This is a genomic window from Kocuria sp. HSID16901, from assembly GCF_003989425.1.
Lineage (GTDB): Bacteria > Actinomycetota > Actinomycetes > Actinomycetales > Micrococcaceae > Rothia > Rothia massiliensis.
Genome location: NZ_RBLM01000005.1, coordinates 53,270 through 67,531, shown reverse-complemented (window position 1 = coordinate 67,531; position 14,262 = coordinate 53,270). Strand labels below are relative to the sequence as shown.

At 55.5% G+C, this 14,262-nt stretch carries 15 protein-coding genes; 8 read left to right on the top strand and 7 right to left on the bottom strand.

The window, feature by feature from the left end:
- Positions 1 to 23 precede the first annotated feature (23 nt).
- Positions 24 to 563, top strand: a complete 540-nt coding sequence (locus tag D8M21_RS08290) for a hypothetical protein (RefSeq protein ID WP_048681022.1) — start codon at positions 24 to 26, stop codon at positions 561 to 563.
- Positions 564 to 709: 146 nt separating this feature from the next.
- Here the strand turns inward: D8M21_RS08290 and D8M21_RS08285 are convergent, their stop codons facing one another.
- The 3 genes from D8M21_RS08285 to D8M21_RS08275 all read right to left on the bottom strand — a co-directional run bounded on the left by D8M21_RS08285 (position 710) and on the right by D8M21_RS08275 (position 3,675).
- Complete coding sequence (locus D8M21_RS08285; RefSeq protein WP_446720499.1) at positions 710 to 1,210, bottom strand: recombinase family protein; 501 nt, start codon at positions 1,208 to 1,210, stop codon at positions 710 to 712.
- 877 nt (positions 1,211 to 2,087) lie between these two features.
- On the bottom strand, positions 2,088 to 2,927 hold the full coding sequence (locus D8M21_RS08280) for an RHS repeat-associated core domain-containing protein (protein ID WP_161800271.1): 840 nt from the start codon (positions 2,925 to 2,927) through the stop codon (positions 2,088 to 2,090).
- Positions 2,869 to 3,675, bottom strand: coding sequence for a hypothetical protein (locus D8M21_RS08275; RefSeq protein WP_126855796.1), 807 nt, complete (start codon positions 3,673 to 3,675; stop codon positions 2,869 to 2,871). Before D8M21_RS08275 ends, D8M21_RS08280 begins: the two co-directional genes overlap by 59 nt.
- Before the next feature lie 208 nt (positions 3,676 to 3,883).
- On the opposite strand from D8M21_RS08275, the gene D8M21_RS08270 reads away from it, so the two are divergent.
- Positions 3,884 to 4,453, top strand: a complete 570-nt coding sequence (locus tag D8M21_RS08270) for a hypothetical protein (protein ID WP_048681011.1) — start codon at positions 3,884 to 3,886, stop codon at positions 4,451 to 4,453.
- Positions 4,454 to 4,600: 147 nt separating this feature from the next.
- Entirely contained in the window at positions 4,601 to 4,951 is a 351-nt protein-coding gene (locus D8M21_RS08265; protein ID WP_126855795.1) for a DUF488 domain-containing protein, read from the top strand.
- An 87-nt stretch (positions 4,952 to 5,038) separates the two neighbouring features.
- On the opposite strand, the gene D8M21_RS08260 is transcribed toward D8M21_RS08265, so the two are convergent.
- Entirely contained in the window at positions 5,039 to 5,725 is a 687-nt protein-coding gene (locus D8M21_RS08260; protein WP_048681005.1) for a TetR/AcrR family transcriptional regulator, read from the bottom strand.
- 64 nt (positions 5,726 to 5,789) lie between these two features.
- On the opposite strand from D8M21_RS08260, the gene D8M21_RS08255 reads away from it, so the two are divergent.
- The 3 genes from D8M21_RS08255 to D8M21_RS11275 all read left to right on the top strand — a co-directional run bounded on the left by D8M21_RS08255 (position 5,790) and on the right by D8M21_RS11275 (position 8,909).
- Positions 5,790 to 6,545 (top strand): SDR family oxidoreductase, encoded by a 756-nt coding sequence (locus D8M21_RS08255; protein ID WP_048681003.1) that lies wholly within the window; start codon positions 5,790 to 5,792, stop codon positions 6,543 to 6,545.
- A gap of 111 nt (positions 6,546 to 6,656) precedes the next feature.
- Entirely contained in the window at positions 6,657 to 7,859 is a 1,203-nt protein-coding gene (locus D8M21_RS08250) for a low temperature requirement protein A (RefSeq protein ID WP_238651216.1), read from the top strand.
- Between the two features lie 567 nt (positions 7,860 to 8,426).
- Positions 8,427 to 8,909, top strand: coding sequence for a hypothetical protein (locus D8M21_RS11275; RefSeq protein ID WP_048680997.1), 483 nt, complete (start codon positions 8,427 to 8,429; stop codon positions 8,907 to 8,909).
- A gap of 446 nt (positions 8,910 to 9,355) precedes the next feature.
- Here the strand turns inward: D8M21_RS11275 and D8M21_RS08240 are convergent, their stop codons facing one another.
- Together D8M21_RS08240 and D8M21_RS08235 are read right to left on the bottom strand one after the other, a co-directional pair.
- Positions 9,356 to 9,853: a YqeB family protein gene (locus D8M21_RS08240; RefSeq protein WP_048680995.1), complete on the bottom strand. Its 498-nt coding sequence runs from the start codon at positions 9,851 to 9,853 to the stop codon at positions 9,356 to 9,358.
- Positions 9,846 to 10,862, bottom strand: a complete 1,017-nt coding sequence (locus D8M21_RS08235) for a CPBP family intramembrane glutamic endopeptidase (protein WP_161970378.1) — start codon at positions 10,860 to 10,862, stop codon at positions 9,846 to 9,848. The genes D8M21_RS08240 and D8M21_RS08235 overlap by 8 nt, the downstream gene beginning before the upstream one ends.
- Positions 10,863 to 10,993: 131 nt before the next feature.
- Here D8M21_RS08235 and D8M21_RS08230 point away from each other — a divergent pair, with 131 nt between their 5' ends.
- Together D8M21_RS08230 and D8M21_RS08225 are read left to right on the top strand one after the other, a co-directional pair.
- Positions 10,994 to 12,379, top strand: coding sequence for a sensor histidine kinase (locus D8M21_RS08230; protein WP_048680988.1), 1,386 nt, complete (start codon positions 10,994 to 10,996; stop codon positions 12,377 to 12,379).
- Entirely contained in the window at positions 12,376 to 13,107 is a 732-nt protein-coding gene (locus D8M21_RS08225; RefSeq protein WP_048680985.1) for a response regulator, read from the top strand. Before D8M21_RS08230 ends, D8M21_RS08225 begins: the two co-directional genes overlap by 4 nt.
- Positions 13,108 to 13,468: 361 nt before the next feature.
- Here the strand turns inward: D8M21_RS08225 and D8M21_RS08220 are convergent, their stop codons facing one another.
- Positions 13,469 to 14,179, bottom strand: a complete 711-nt coding sequence (locus tag D8M21_RS08220) for a glycosyltransferase (RefSeq protein ID WP_274542923.1) — start codon at positions 14,177 to 14,179, stop codon at positions 13,469 to 13,471.
- Between the last annotated feature and the right edge of the window lie 83 nt (positions 14,180 to 14,262).

Here is a 14,262-nt window from a genome sequence, read left to right as displayed (position 1 = left end):
CACGAGACCGATAGAATCCTCAGGTGCCTAACTACGCTCCCCGTTCTCACGTATTCGTTGACGAATCCAAGAGCAACGATTACTACATCGCTGCCAGTGCAGTAGCCCCCAACGACGTCAACGAGACGCGTAAGTCCGTGAGAGGGCTCATGCTACCGAGACAAAAACGTCTCCACTTCAAGGACGAGAAGGACTCACGACGTAAACAGGTACTCAAGAGCTTCTCTGACCTTGGCGTGGAGGTTTCGATATACGTAGCGAGCGGGCTGAAAGACAAGGAAGCCAGGCCACTCTGCCTGTCTGCATTGGCTAAGGATCTCCCGCGATGCGAAGTTGATCGGCTTTACCTGGAACAGGATGCTTCCACCCTTGTCATCGACAAGAAGGTCCTAAGAAATGCCTTCGCTGAATACCCTCACAGTCCTAGCTACATTTTTCCCTCGGCCTCAGAGGAACCACTATTGTGGATCGCAGATGCTGTGGCTTGGTGCCACCAAAGGCGCGGCCCATGGATCCAACGAGTAGCACCCCTTGTAGATAGCAGGGTCAGAAAAATTACCTGACCCTGTCCGTTAAATACGCGAGCCAGGCTCGTCGAACCGTCCGGATGACTGCCTGGCTTCCTTCTCAGGGCTACTGCCCTTCACATCTCCAATGATACCTGTTGGGTGACGCTGACGCCACTGGCCCTGAAGGGCGATTCGGTCGATCATGCTCCAGCGCGTTGAATGGCGCGGTAGACCGTTGATCGAGCCACACCGAACAGTTCCGCAATCTCCGCCGTCGCATGCTCCCCGCCCCTGTACAGCGAGACCAGTTGCTTCTCCCGCGAGGCGGGCAGCTTCGGCTTCTTACCTCGCAGTCGACCCTTGGCCTTAGCAACGGCCATACTCTCGCGGGTGCGCATCCGGCTCAGGTCAGCCTCGAACTCGGCAACCATGCCGAGCACGTTGAATAGCAGCCTGCCGATTGGGTCGTCGGGATCGTAGACACTGCCGCCGATATTCAAAGTCACACCCTTGGCGGTAAGTTCGGCGGCAAGATCTCGAGCATCCGGCAAAGAACGAGCTAGTCGGTCGAGCTTGGTCACCACCAAGGTGTCACCAGCACAGACGGCAGCCATTGCCTCCCGGAGCCCCGGCCGTGACCTATTAGTACCCGTGAGGCCATGATCGACGTATGCGCCACGGGCCGGCGCAGCCCCAGCTATTCGCGTGAGTTTGCGGAACCATTCAGAAGAGATGACATGTCACTCTCAGCTGCTCGGATAGATCCGTCGCAGTTCGGCAACCAATCCGGGAAAACCCGCTGTCTTTCATGATTCGAGTCTGTGCGTTGATTAAGTCAGCGATGTACACGCACATACGGGTCTTATGTGTGTCCCGCAATCGCGGGGGATATATGACGCCAAAAACCACAGCGCCGCTCGTATTAGCCAGATCTATTTTTATCGACCGCACGACGCAATAGGAAATTAGAGGGGTCTGAAAAAAATAATTAGAGTATATTCACAATCGCGAACGCTGTGGCGATAGCCATGCATCCGAAAGCCGTGCCCAGCCTGAATCCTACCCGTCGAGCTGGAGATGAGTTTACAACACTTTTATTTCTTTTTGAGCTCCCGTTGATTATATTTTTTATATTTAATAGCCAGTAAATTCCTACAATTAGTGCTATAAACGCGATTCCGAGGTATACGAATCCGACTATCACATCCATGCAACGTACCTTACCTGGCATCCATATATTTAACATTTGTAATCAATTGTGAATATCTGCGCCCCAACCCGCCCCCATCAATCATATCCAGGGCGGACTGATCGCAAACCTACCTGAAGAATCCTTGAAACGCCATGATGCCAGCTCCGATAAATGCAAGCGATACTAGCATAACAAATATCGAGTTGATAAATTGCAAGCTATGCCGCGCATACTTACTAATGCCAGTTGTTTCTTCAAATGAGGTATTATAATCAGGTATTCGATCGTGTTTCTTTTGCCATCTATTCCTAATCATCAATGACAGGCCGGCGAAAAATGCCACGATTCCAGCGATCGTAAATGCTAAGCCCATTTCACTCCTCTCCTTAGTTAAGTGGTATGCTTCCAAATATTCCACCCGAGCACCCCAAGCCTTCGACACCACCAAATCCCGCGTCGGCGTAACCGGTGTTGGACAGGATATTATATCCGGTATTAAATCCTCCTCCGACCCCAATTCCACCTGAGCACCCGCCACCAACACTGAAATCACCGCTTCCGGTACTGTTAGTTGTTTCCCCGAGAGTCAACCCAGCAGAAGCCTTAGGGCCAACCTCCGCGCCAAGTTCTAGGTTTGCTTTTCCTTCGTTACTGAAGGTAACTCCCAGGTCGCCGCACAGGCCAAAACACGCTTGCAGGTTGACTTTATGAGCATTTCTTCCGGCCGGATCGATGTTATTGATCGGATCCGCTCCTACGTAGGCATATCGGTTTGCGTTCACCGGATCAACCGGAGAATCCAAGGAGTCCTGTTCCACCCACACACCGTGTCCCGGATCGTAATGCCGCACACCGAACAGGTATCGCCCTGTCCCTCCGTGATCAACAAGCCCAAATCGGTATCGGTAAGGGTCGAAGGCGTCTCGGTCGTTGGTCGTCACCTTTTCATCACGCGCCCCAAATGGATCAAAGGACTTCACATCCGAGGAAGACCCATTGTCCTTCACAATACGAATCTGTGCGTTGATAGGATCCGCAATATACATGTGCACACTGGTCTTATCCGTGTCCCGCAAGAACAACGGGTCTCCAGTCACCGGGTCATGCTTCACATAGGCGTCCTTGCCGCCATGGGATACTTTCTCCACCTGCGGGTTACCGTAGCGATCATCCAAACCGTATGAATAAGCATAGGAGCCTTTCTTCGACGAGGTTTGTCCCAACATCTGCTTCTGCGTAACCCCCGGCATAGACGTTCTGGGTGGTGTTCGACCCGTCCTTCAACGTAGTTTTCGTGTTTTGACCGACCGAGTTATACGTACTATCAGCCTTTTCTGAAGACGTCAGGTTGCCGTCGGCATCATAAGTCCATCCATCGCTGGTGGTCTGGTTCTGAGCGTTGAACGTGTCCGTATCGACAGTGGCCGGGTTTGATCCAATCGTATGCTCGGTCTTGATGCGGTTGCCTCGAGCATCGTAGGAATAGTAGGTAGCGAAGCCGGTGTTTGTCCCTGCGGTCAAGGTGTACACGGACTGGACCTTATCCACTGCATTTCCAGTAGCTGTGCCACAGTCACGAGGCTTGATCTTGGGGATATAACAGTACTGTGCCTGACTGATCGTCTGGATCCCACCGAGGTTGCCCGGAGTCGCAGCCACAGCCCCGGCTTGTTTGACGGTTTGGCGCACGATATTACCGGATTTGTCATAATCGGAGTGCTTCCACACAGCCCAATCCTTGTTGTTGGGAACAGTGTTCGCCCCGTACCAGATGTCAGTGCGTCGACCATGATCATCGGTGCCGAAACTGACCGACTTCTGCGTTTCACCTTCGGTGTATCCCAACCTCTGCAATACACCCCCAGGTGTGTAGGAAAATGTGCTTTCCAGAGCGTCGAGACTCTTCGAGGTCATTTGACCCTGATCGTCGTATTTATAGCTCAACGCAGTGTTCTGCGCCTGCTCGCTACCCACGGCAGCCTGTGAAGAATCCCGTTGGGTGACATTGCCTTGCAGGTCATAACTGTAGTCCGAGATCGGTGAAGACGCGGTTAAGGTCCTCGAGGGAGTCCTCGGAGTCGACAGGGTCGTCTCAGCCTGCAGCTAATATAGTTTTCACCACTGTGCGCCCCGAGGAACAAACTCGGTCAGCCTCGGGGCGCACTTTCATTTGGGAGGTTTCATGGCTTTCGAACCCGTTTCGCTTAAGTACGCAATGTCAGGATCAATCTTCATCGGTGCACTCAACGCTGTTCCCGTATTCGTCGCTATTCTTCTCCTCAATCTTGCTCTCGTACGAGATTCAGAACGGTTGACCATTGGCTCCCTTATCGTGACCGCGATTTTTATCGGAGTTTTAGGCACCTGCTTGACAACGTTGATGAACCGTCACGAACAGGTGAAACAGCAAAAAACGATGCCGCATGGGCCGGTTGTTGCGGTGACTGAGTTGGCCGGCATGACGATTGCAGGTGCCGTTGTTACACCATTATTCGGGATGGATCCCCAGTTCATTTGGGTTGGTGCCGCAGCAGGGTTGCTTGGGTCGCTACCGAGCTTTTTTGTTTTATCTCCATGGAAAGCGAGCGAGTCCGAGGAAGACTTTCAGCGACGCAACAAGGCTTTCGGAAATATGACTCACGAAACGGCTCAGGAGTACAAAGAAGAACTCCGACAGAAACAACAAGACAAATTAGAGAAGAAGCATGGTGACCCCTGGAACCAGGATCGAAACCAGGGCTGGTGGAAATAGTCTGCGGAGAGTACACATCATTTCAGTCAGCATGTCGAGTTGCATGAGCCCGGAGATGCGGCCGTGACAGTCAAATGTTCGCCAGTCACGTGAGGCTCCGCTTTCGAACCCTCGACCGGTCCAGCCTGTCCGGTGTATAGGTGAAGCATGAACATTGTCGTCAAACGCATCTATAACCAATCCAGCCACAATGATGGAACACGCGTTCTGGTCGACAGGATTTGGCCCCGCGGCATTCGCAAAGAAGACGCCGAGCTCGATGACTGGAACAAAGACGTCGCCCCCTCCACCGAACTGCGCAAATGGTACGGGCATGATCCGGACAAGTTCGATGAATTCTCCCGCCGATACCACGATGAGTTAGCCACCGAAGCCGGTCGACAGGCCTTGCAAGAACTGCGTCAGTGCGTCAAAGGAAAACGCCTGACGCTACTGACTGCTGCCAAAGACGTCGAACACAGCCATCCCACGGTTCTCGCGCAGATTCTCTCCGAGTAAGTAACGAGCTAAGGGCTAGACGCCACGACACGCCCACCTTTTCTACCGACACGGCAAATCCAGCTACGTCACCCTCAATACACCTGCTCAGCTCTTAGCTTTGAGCCGCCTTAACCAGACGGATAGAAGACGAGTCTCTTCCTCTCCCAGAACCTCCGGGTGGGCCCCAGCGAACTCCAGCACTGAGGCAATCGGGTCTCCCCCATCATCATGGCGATGGGTTCCGGTGATTGTCGCGAGGACGCCGTCACGAACGGCACGGGACAGTTCAGGATCGGGTTTGGCGCATACAATCTGGCGCAATGTCACGCCAACATTGGTAGCGAGAATATGCGCGGCGGCCTGCTCCGAAGAAACCACAAGACGGTGCTGGGCAGCCGCTTGTGCTGTCAGATCGCGAAGAATCGCACTAGCTTTATTTTGTGCTGCAGGTATAAATCCAGGACGTACGGTTCCATACATCAAGGTGTAGAAGCCGGGATTCGCCAAACCAAAATCCACATGGACGTCCCAACCATGCCGCAGGTCCTGAATTGGGTCGCCAGATGACTCCATGGCCGACTTTTGGCCTAGGTACATGTCGAAGCCACGCTCAGTGACTGCTTCGATCAGGCCTTGCTTGGAACCGAAGAAGTGATAGAGCGTCGGCATCTTCACCCCAACCATCGAACACACTTCGCGCAGGGAGATGTCTTCTCCTGGGGTGGTAGCCACGAGCTCCGCTGCGGCTTCAATGAGCCGATCTCGGGTATCTCTTGCCGCCTGCTGTGCCATACTGTTAGATTAGCTCATATACCACTGATATGGGTATATATATCGTCGTTATGGAGGCAGTGACATGAACACACGCACTCTCAAAGGCAAAAACGTCCTGATTGCCGGTGGCGGCAAGAACCTTGGCGGTCTCATCGCCCGCCAATCGGCGCAAGCCGGAGCCAACGTCGCAATCCACTTCAACTCGGATTCCAGCAAAGACGACGCACAAGCCACCCTCAGGGCTGTTGAAGCAGAGGGAGTCAACGGTGCCATTTTCCAAGGAGATCTCACGGATCCCGGAAACATCGCTCGTCTATTCACCGACGCAGAGCAGGCACTGGGCCAGATTGATGTCGCCGTGAATACGACGGGCAAGGTTCTTCGTAAACCCATCGTTGAAACCACCGAAGCCGAATACGACTCGATGTTCGACATCAACGCGAAGGCCGCCTACTTCTTCATTAAAGAAGCAGGCAAACATCTGGCCGACGACGGCAAGATCATCACGATCGTCACCGCTCTACTCGGGGCATTTACAGACGGCTATTCAACGTACGCCGGCGGCAAGAGTCCGGTCGAGCACTTCACTCGAGCCGCGGCCAAGGAATACGTGGACCGCGGAATCTCCGTGACCGCCATTGCTCCCGGCCCCATGGACACGCCGTTCTTCTATGGCCAAGAAACTCCAGAACGCGTCGAATTCCACAAGTCTCAGGCCATGGGCAATCAGCTCACCCAAATCGAAGACATCGCCCCCATCGTGAACTTCTTGGCAACTGATGGCTGGTGGATTACCGGACAAACGATCTTCGCCAACGGTGGATATACCACCCGATAAAACTCATCGCCATACAACCCCATGCATGGCCCTGCCACTCGGCAGGGCCATGCACACTAGGGTTAGAGCACCTTTTCTCATACCCACATCCCCCTGCCGAAGAGCATTCCCTTGATCACAAACCGCCTCAGCAGCCTGAACACGATGCGCCCTCGAGACCCGCATCAACCTCATCGTGTTGCCAGCCCCCTAGAACTGTTCTTTGACCTGGTCTTCGTCGTCGCAGTCTCTTTCTCCTCTCAGGGGCTACACCACATGGAAGCTGACGGTCAGGTAGCCGCAGGATTACTTGGCTACTTCATGGTCTTTTTCGCCATTTGGTGGGCCTGGATGAACTTCACCTGGTTTGCCACCTCGTTCGACAACGACGACTGGCTTTACCGCGCCATGACGGTGCTCCAAATGGCTGGCGCCCTCATCGTGGCCGCCGGAAGCACGAAGGCCTTGGAGGAACACGATTTCGCACTCGTGACCATTGGCTATGTGATCATGCGGTTATCCCTCGTGGCTCAGTGGATACGCGCCGGACTTCACAACCGCGACCTCCGACGTACGACTTTTCGATATGCCGCTGCAATCAGTGCGGTGCAAATTGCATGGGTTGTGCGTTTATTCCTCCCCGAGGGAGTGGGCTTCGTCTGCTTTTTCGTCCTCGTTGTGGCAGAAGTCGCCGTCCCGATGTGGGCCGAACGCCATGGCACCACACCATGGCACGCCCATCACCTCACCGAACGCTACGGCTCGTTCACACTCATTTTGCTGGGCGAGTCGATTCTGGCATCAGCCACCGCCATTGTTGACACCCTCGGTTCAGGTCACCACCTCGTTGAAATGCTGGCAATTTCGGCAGCTGGCCTCATCATCGCGGCCGGAATGTGGTGGATCTATTTTTCGCGCGAGCAACACCACCACATCAAAACCTTGAAGTCTTCCCTGGTATTTGGCTACTTCCACTACCTCATCTTCGCCGCAGCAGGCGCATTCTCAGCAGGAATCGAAGTCACCGTGGATTCCATTACCGGGGAGGCGCACCTTCAGCACATCGTCAGTGCACTCACTCTTACGGGGCCCGTTGCGGTTTTCATCATCGGGATCTGGTGGCTCACTCTTCGCCACACACTCACGTCGAAGGCCTCTAGCCTTGTGCTCACTGGTGTGGCACTAATTCTCGCCGGTTCACTATTGCCGGGGATCTTCCCTGTATTCATTGGGGCCCTGGGAGTCGCGGTAGCGGTCATTGCCACGGAGATGCCTTCTCCGGAAGGCGGACGAGATTCCGCAAAGATAGAGAAAAGCAGTGATTCGGCACGGTAAACACGCGGACGGTATTCGGCTCAGGTAGCCGTTCCATTCCGCGTATCGCATTGCGGCTCGAGCGCTAATCCTCTGGGATTCGTCGTTGGTCGCAAGCACCGGGAAGCCGCGTTGCTCCCCCGAAAATTGCAACGGCGTGCACCCCCAAAGGGGTGCACGCCGAGCTGACGCTATCAAGCGATGGATAAGCGCTTAGAGAATGCCAAACCAGCGCAGGACGCCGAGCACTCCTTCAACGATCTTCAGTCCGGCATCAATGAGACCTTGGATGTCCATCATCTATCCCTTCAAGAGTATTAGTGGTTGTGTCGAGTCGACTGTTCGCTCGCGAGCATAGATTACCGAAACATCTTGTTTTAAATCAATAGTTTATTTTTCCGGGATTTGATATTTATAATCTGAGGTACTGACGTCAATAATTCATCAGGTATTTATTTTACCGATCAATAATTACACACCAGTTTGGTCAACCTCGTGCCACACGCACAGCAAAGGGGCCGGACCGGATCCGCTCGACCCTGACCAGCCCCTCCACATAGAAATCTTTAACCCATCAGTGCCGAATTAGTGCTCGTCGTAGTGCTCGCCGTGCTGGGCATGCAGGTGTCCGTCGTGGAGATAATCCGTGTGATCCCCGTGCTGCACGCTCTCGTGTCCACAGTTTGCACCGTGCTCATGATCGGCGACGGTGTGTTCAGCGTGACGCTCCGGGGACGAACCATGCTCGTCGTAGTGATCGCCGTCGAGAGCGTGGAGGTGCCCATCATGGACGTAATCGGTGTGATCGCCATGCTGGATGCTTTCATGCCCGCAATCGGGGCCATGCTGATGATCGGCAACGGTGTGTTCGGCTACGGAATGATGGGTGCTCATGGTGGACTCCTTCAGTTCATCGTTCTCAAGGGAATGGGCACGGGCATGGGCAAAGAGTCGACCGACGTAACCGTCGGACAGGCTATCCGTGCGGCGCTTTCCGGACGTCGTGAAAAGCTCCGCCGCGTCAGTCCGCTCCTTCCACGCCCTATGACCCTCAAGATAGCCAACACATAGTCATATTGCAATATGTTTACCTGTTCTGATTTGAATTTATCCCGGAGGGGCAGTTCGGGGTAGATCATTTCGAACTAGCGTGGGTTTCAGTGAGGGCTGCGTCGAGAGGTGCCTGCGGACGGAGCGCAGAACCGACGCCGGAACATCAGGGGAAGAGCCACTTTGGGGGGGCGAATTTCGTGGGAGCTGCCCCGATTCGGTGGCGATAGCCCGATTCAGCGGCGCCTGCAGCCATTAGGAGGCGGTATAGCCACCACCAATCGGCGTTAAACACCTCAGAACTCGGGCAAACTCCACCAAAGGGCGGCTGCCCGACACCCGGAAATTGACGGAAATCGCCACCCAACCGGGTCTCCTATCACGTGATAGCCGGATTCCACCCACCGCACCGCGCGGTCTCAGCCACACAAGATCCCGACTGCGTTGAGGAACCCAATCCAGGGATCTTAGTCCCGCATTCGGGCCGGCCATCCATGCTTCCGCAGCACGGCCAGGACTTCCTCTGGGGTGAAATCGATGTCGGTGCGTTGAAGGTCGACGTCGTGAGCGTCCCTGATGGAAATGACGCAGGATTTAAAGGAATCCTTCTCTACCACGATGTTGTGAACTTGGCTCCTCGCCCAACGCTTCGTTTTCCGAGCGTGGAGGACGTAGAGGCTATGACGATCCACGGTCAGCGTGTTGAGGGAAGCAACCAATGAATTGGTGAGAATTCCTCCCAGTGCACCGCCAATGAGGGCCACGACGTAGCGCCCCGATCCGCCGCCTATGGAACTCATTCGATCAATGACGGTCAGAACCACCCGGACGAGATGCAGCTCGCCCACAAACGTGCCGAGCAGCAACGGTGCGCACCAGCCGGCGATGGCGCCCAACACCCCGCCCACGGCGACGACGAGTGCCCTTTCCCGCGCCGACGGCGCAAGTGTTGATGACTCACCCATAAATCTCGCCCCTCTGCTCTCTTCCATCTACAGCGTTCGGGCACGACCGACCAGAGGCTCTTGCCGTTTCCAGATGTCCCGAGCCACGCAGAGCTTCCCAAAACGCCAATTTTTCTCTACGGGAAATCCACCACATGAGGCCAAAGGTGAGAACAAACAACGGCGGGAGGCTAAAAAGCAATGTCAGAGGCTCCTCACCGCCTTGCTTCATAGAACTAGGACTCCAGGTGCCCAGCAAAAGGAGCGTCAGATTATGCGCCGTGTGCAGCAAAATGGCACATTCAATACCGCCGGTTTTCCACGTCAAGATGCCCATACATACGGCAAAAGTGGCGATGTCGATCTGACCGACCCAGCCATATTCATGAGCCACCATGAATAACGGCACCGGAAGGATGATTCCCCACAGCGGCGAACGGAGCCAAGTACCAAAGGTTTGCAGGGGCAACGCCCTATATACGTATTCTTCGGCCGCGCACTGAAGGGGAGTCAAGACCAAGATCACCACGTATGCCAATACCAAGGACCAACTTGCCGGTGGGGCGGAGAGGTCTGGCGGCGGCATTACCAGGAAACTCACCAAGTTGACCAGCGCAACTATCGGAAATACGACCAAACCGGCGCGCGCCACGAGGTGCCACCGAAAGCGGCCCCTCACACTGTGCACCGTTCCCCTCATGGAACGATGTCGCCCGCTGCCCCATCGAAAGGCGAACAGGATCACCGGTACGCCTACAGCGACTGATCCCAACGCGACCATCAAATCCATCGGATTGCGAGGGTCATCAAAGGCCGAGGTCGTTGGCGCCATGTTCAACAGGACTCCCGCTAGAGTCACAAGAATCGGGTAGATGACAAAGGCTCCTGCCAACAGCACTGCCCCCAGAAGGATCACGACCAATGGTCGCCACCACTTCCCCGTGGTGGCGGTGAGATGCGCGATCCGGTGGTACGGAAGAGGCGCTGGAGGATCTATCTGACGATGGCGGCCAATATCGATTGAACTCATGCCATTCATGGTGTTCGATTCGGGAACCGCGGCGGATCCGACAAAGGAATGAAGAGTTCGACGTCGTTCATGCTCGCGACTCATACTTTCGACCGATGAAGCTCATTCACCGGCTCTTTAGAATGAACCTAATGACTGAGCCTCAAGCATCCGCACCGCAGGACCAGGTGCTCACTCGCGACCCCGTGAGCGGAGTGGTTTTTCAGAACGCTCTATCGACTCCACAACGACCGGCCATGCGCATTTTCTTAGGCATCATGCGCTCCTTCGCCGTTTCACTCACGTGCTTCTTGCTCGGGCTGATCGTCTTCGTCGTCATTTTTTCGACTTTCCTGGATGAAAATCACGAGCATATTCCCGATCGTCTCAGCTTTGTTCTTTTTGCCGATCTCGTATTGGGCGTCCTCACGAATCTGGCCGCAGGTCCTCTTCGAAATGCCGGTGCGTGGAATTATGTCCTCATCGGGGTGGGTTCACTCAGCGGAACCTCCCTGCCCGCGGTAGCGGTCGGGCTCTCACGCATCGGAAAGCGCCGAGAGCTCCGCTTGGATCTGTTTTGCCTTCTGATTGTCGCCGTCGGCGTCGTCGTCGCCGATGTAGTTTTTTCGATGGTAGATCCGCATTGGAGGCCCCAATTCGTTATCGAAGTCGGCGTGAGCCTGATTTTCGCTGTGGCTTGCCTCTTGTGGGGACGCGTCAAGGGCACCCGACTCGCCCTTATCACCTCATTGCGTCTTCAGGCGGCCACCGACCAGCGGGAACGTGACGCTATGAAACGCGAGCGCGACGCCGTAACCCGGGAGCACCGCGCACTAGTCGCCCAGGCCCAAGCGACTCAGCGTGCCGCCATAGCCCGCGATATGCATGACAGCCTGTCCCATCATCTGTCCCTGATCGCCATGCATTCCGGAGCTCTGGCTTATCGGGACGACATTCCACCCGAACGGATGAAGGAAGTCCTTTCCCTACTTCGAGACGAAGCTCAGGCGGCCAATACCGACCTCCGTCAGGCACTGACGACCTTGCGCTCTGACGACGGATCCACCATGCCAACGGCAACATCGATCGACGCTGAAGTGGCGCATTCACGGATGGCCGGGCAAGATGTCATCCTCACGTGGAGCGGGTTGAATTCTGAGACGCTCAGCGCCGAAAAGCCGGTCTTGAGTAGCGCTTTGGCTCGGATTGTTCGGGAGCTCATCGCAAACGCACGGAAACACGCGCCGGGGAATCTCCTTGAACTCAGTATTGCGCGAAGCGCCGACAATGCCTCCGGCTCCGAGGTTGTGCTGACGGCATGGAATCGGACGAGCATCGGGGCGTCTCGGTCAGAAAGCCTCCATCGTGGTGCGGGCCTAGGTCTGACGGGTATACGTGAGCAGGCCCGTCTCCTCGGCGGTGTCTGCACGGTCAAATCTCCTCACGATGGGGAGACCCGCGACGGTGGCCTCGAAGAGGATCTCTTTATCGTCAGCGTCAGCCTGCCGTGGGGGTCGTCGGAAAGTGAGGGGTCATGAGCGAGAACGCTCCTTCGGTTGCAGTACTCATCGCCGACGACGAACGGCTCATGCGGTCCGGCCTGCGCCTCATGATCGACGGTGCGGAAGGAATTTCGGTGAGCGGCGAGGCCACCAACGGCGCGGAAGCGATCGACCAAGCTCAACGCCTAGACCCCGACGTGATTCTCATGGACCTCAGGATGCCCATCGTGGACGGGATCGAGGCGACGCGACGTCTCACCGAATCTGGTGCGCGAGCTGCCGTCGTCGTCCTGACTGCCTTCGATACCGACACTTTTCTCGTAGAAGCCCTCCGCGCTGGTGCCGTCTCTTTCCTTCTCAAAGACTCTCCGCCGAAAGACGTGGTCCGAGCCGTTCACGACGCCGCCGCAGGGGAACCGCGATTTTCGTCGACGGTTCTCCAACGGCTGGTCCGGCTCACCACACAGACCACTGTGCTGGATGGCCCTCCGGACTCCGACGAGGAGCTTAAGGATTCTTCCCCGATTCCCACCGTCCCGGAAATCTTGACCGTTCGCGAATGGGAGGTCGCAGGGCTAGTCGCTCAGGGACTCACCAATTCCGAGATCGCAGATGCGCTCTTTCTGTCCGTACCCACAGTAAAGACGCACGTGACTCACCTTTTTGAGAAGCTTCTCGTGACTAATCGAGTGCAATTGGCCCTCAAAGTTCTCGAGCTGCAAAAGGGGCACTCAGACCCTCGCGACCGTTCCCGGACGAATTAGTGAAATCTGTAGTGATCGCCTTTTCCGGTGAGAATTTTTCGGGTTCGGCTCCGAGGCTTCCCGGAATAAATCTAAAACATCACGCAGATGTAGGTAGGCCTACGTACCATAGGTGAATGCGGACGAATAGCAGTACTTCCACACTCATTTGGATCATGGCGTTAATTCTCTGCGTGGCATGGAGCACCGTCTGTAGTCGAATATTTGACGACGGCACCGACTTCATCGTAGGGATCATCGGGGCCCTTCTCCTCGGGCTCATCGCACGAACCATTACCAGGCCTATCGAAAGAAAGGCCCTAGCACGGCTGCACGAAGAGAACGCAGGGGACAACGGCTAGGCCCCACTCCCTCGGGTCAATCACCCGGGGAGCATCCGTCGTAGCCCATAAGCGATATCCAACAGCTTCCTGGTAACGCGTTGTTCCCGCCCGAACCGGGAGAGGTAGGTGTTCGGCTGGTTCGCGAAATACCATCGCTCCTCTTCGCGCCCCATCGCGAGGAATTTCGGAGCGCCCGAGGTGACGGACACGTCAGTATCGATGCGGATATTTCTCAGGGTCCAATTCCGCAGAGTTTGGGAGTAGAAGATCCAATCATCCCCATAAAACACTTTGAGATTTTCGGGGATGTGCACGTAATTCCGGGTAGGCATGGCCATAGCCATGCCGAAAGCTATTCCTCGCTTATAAGCGGGACTGGCCGGCACGAACTTTCGGATTCCGCCCGGCGACTCGATTACGTGATCCTTATTCAGCCCGACCATGCCCACTCGCCCTGTGCGCAACAGCCAGGCCGCCCGGCTGAAAAAGTCTCTGCCGAGGACAACGTCGTCGTTGAGGATCGCTAACCAGGGGAACCGCGCCTGTTCTGCACCCAGGTTCCATGCCGGGTTGACGAAGATGTTTTCGGACTGGTTGAGGATGCGGACCTTCTGGCTCGCAAATTCCAGCGGCTCCGGAGCGTTATTGATGACGAGGATTTCTCCCACAAGATCGACGGAATCCAGGCTGCTAATTAATCTTCCCAATTTTGGTGATTTTTGCAGAGTAGGAATGACGACACTAAACATCGGGCGGCCCCTGGTTAAGGTTTTAGGTGAGGCTTCTGCCTCGTGACACATAGTAGCCGGAAGGAACCTCTTATTCCCGGCCA

Bases quoted from the DNA above. Each gene is read 5' to 3' on its own strand.
- D8M21_RS08280 (WP_161800271.1), bottom strand. From the start codon at position 2,927: ATGTTGGGACAAACCTCGTCGAAGAAAGGCTCCTATGCTTATTCATAC.
- D8M21_RS08270 (WP_048681011.1), top strand. From the start codon at position 3,884: ATGGCTTTCGAACCCGTTTCGCTTAAGTACGCAATGTCAGGATCAATC.
- D8M21_RS08265 (WP_126855795.1), top strand. From the start codon at position 4,601: ATGAACATTGTCGTCAAACGCATCTATAACCAATCCAGCCACAATGAT.
- D8M21_RS08260 (WP_048681005.1), bottom strand. From the start codon at position 5,725: ATGGCACAGCAGGCGGCAAGAGATACCCGAGATCGGCTCATTGAAGCC.
- D8M21_RS08255 (WP_048681003.1), top strand. From the start codon at position 5,790: ATGAACACACGCACTCTCAAAGGCAAAAACGTCCTGATTGCCGGTGGC.
- D8M21_RS08240 (WP_048680995.1), bottom strand. From the start codon at position 9,853: ATGGGTGAGTCATCAACACTTGCGCCGTCGGCGCGGGAAAGGGCACTC.
- D8M21_RS08235 (WP_161970378.1), bottom strand. From the start codon at position 10,862: ATGAGTTCAATCGATATTGGCCGCCATCGTCAGATAGATCCTCCAGCG.
- D8M21_RS08230 (WP_048680988.1), top strand. From the start codon at position 10,994: ATGACTGAGCCTCAAGCATCCGCACCGCAGGACCAGGTGCTCACTCGC.
- D8M21_RS08225 (WP_048680985.1), top strand. From the start codon at position 12,376: ATGAGCGAGAACGCTCCTTCGGTTGCAGTACTCATCGCCGACGACGAA.
- D8M21_RS08220 (WP_274542923.1), bottom strand. From the start codon at position 14,179: ATGTTTAGTGTCGTCATTCCTACTCTGCAAAAATCACCAAAATTGGGA.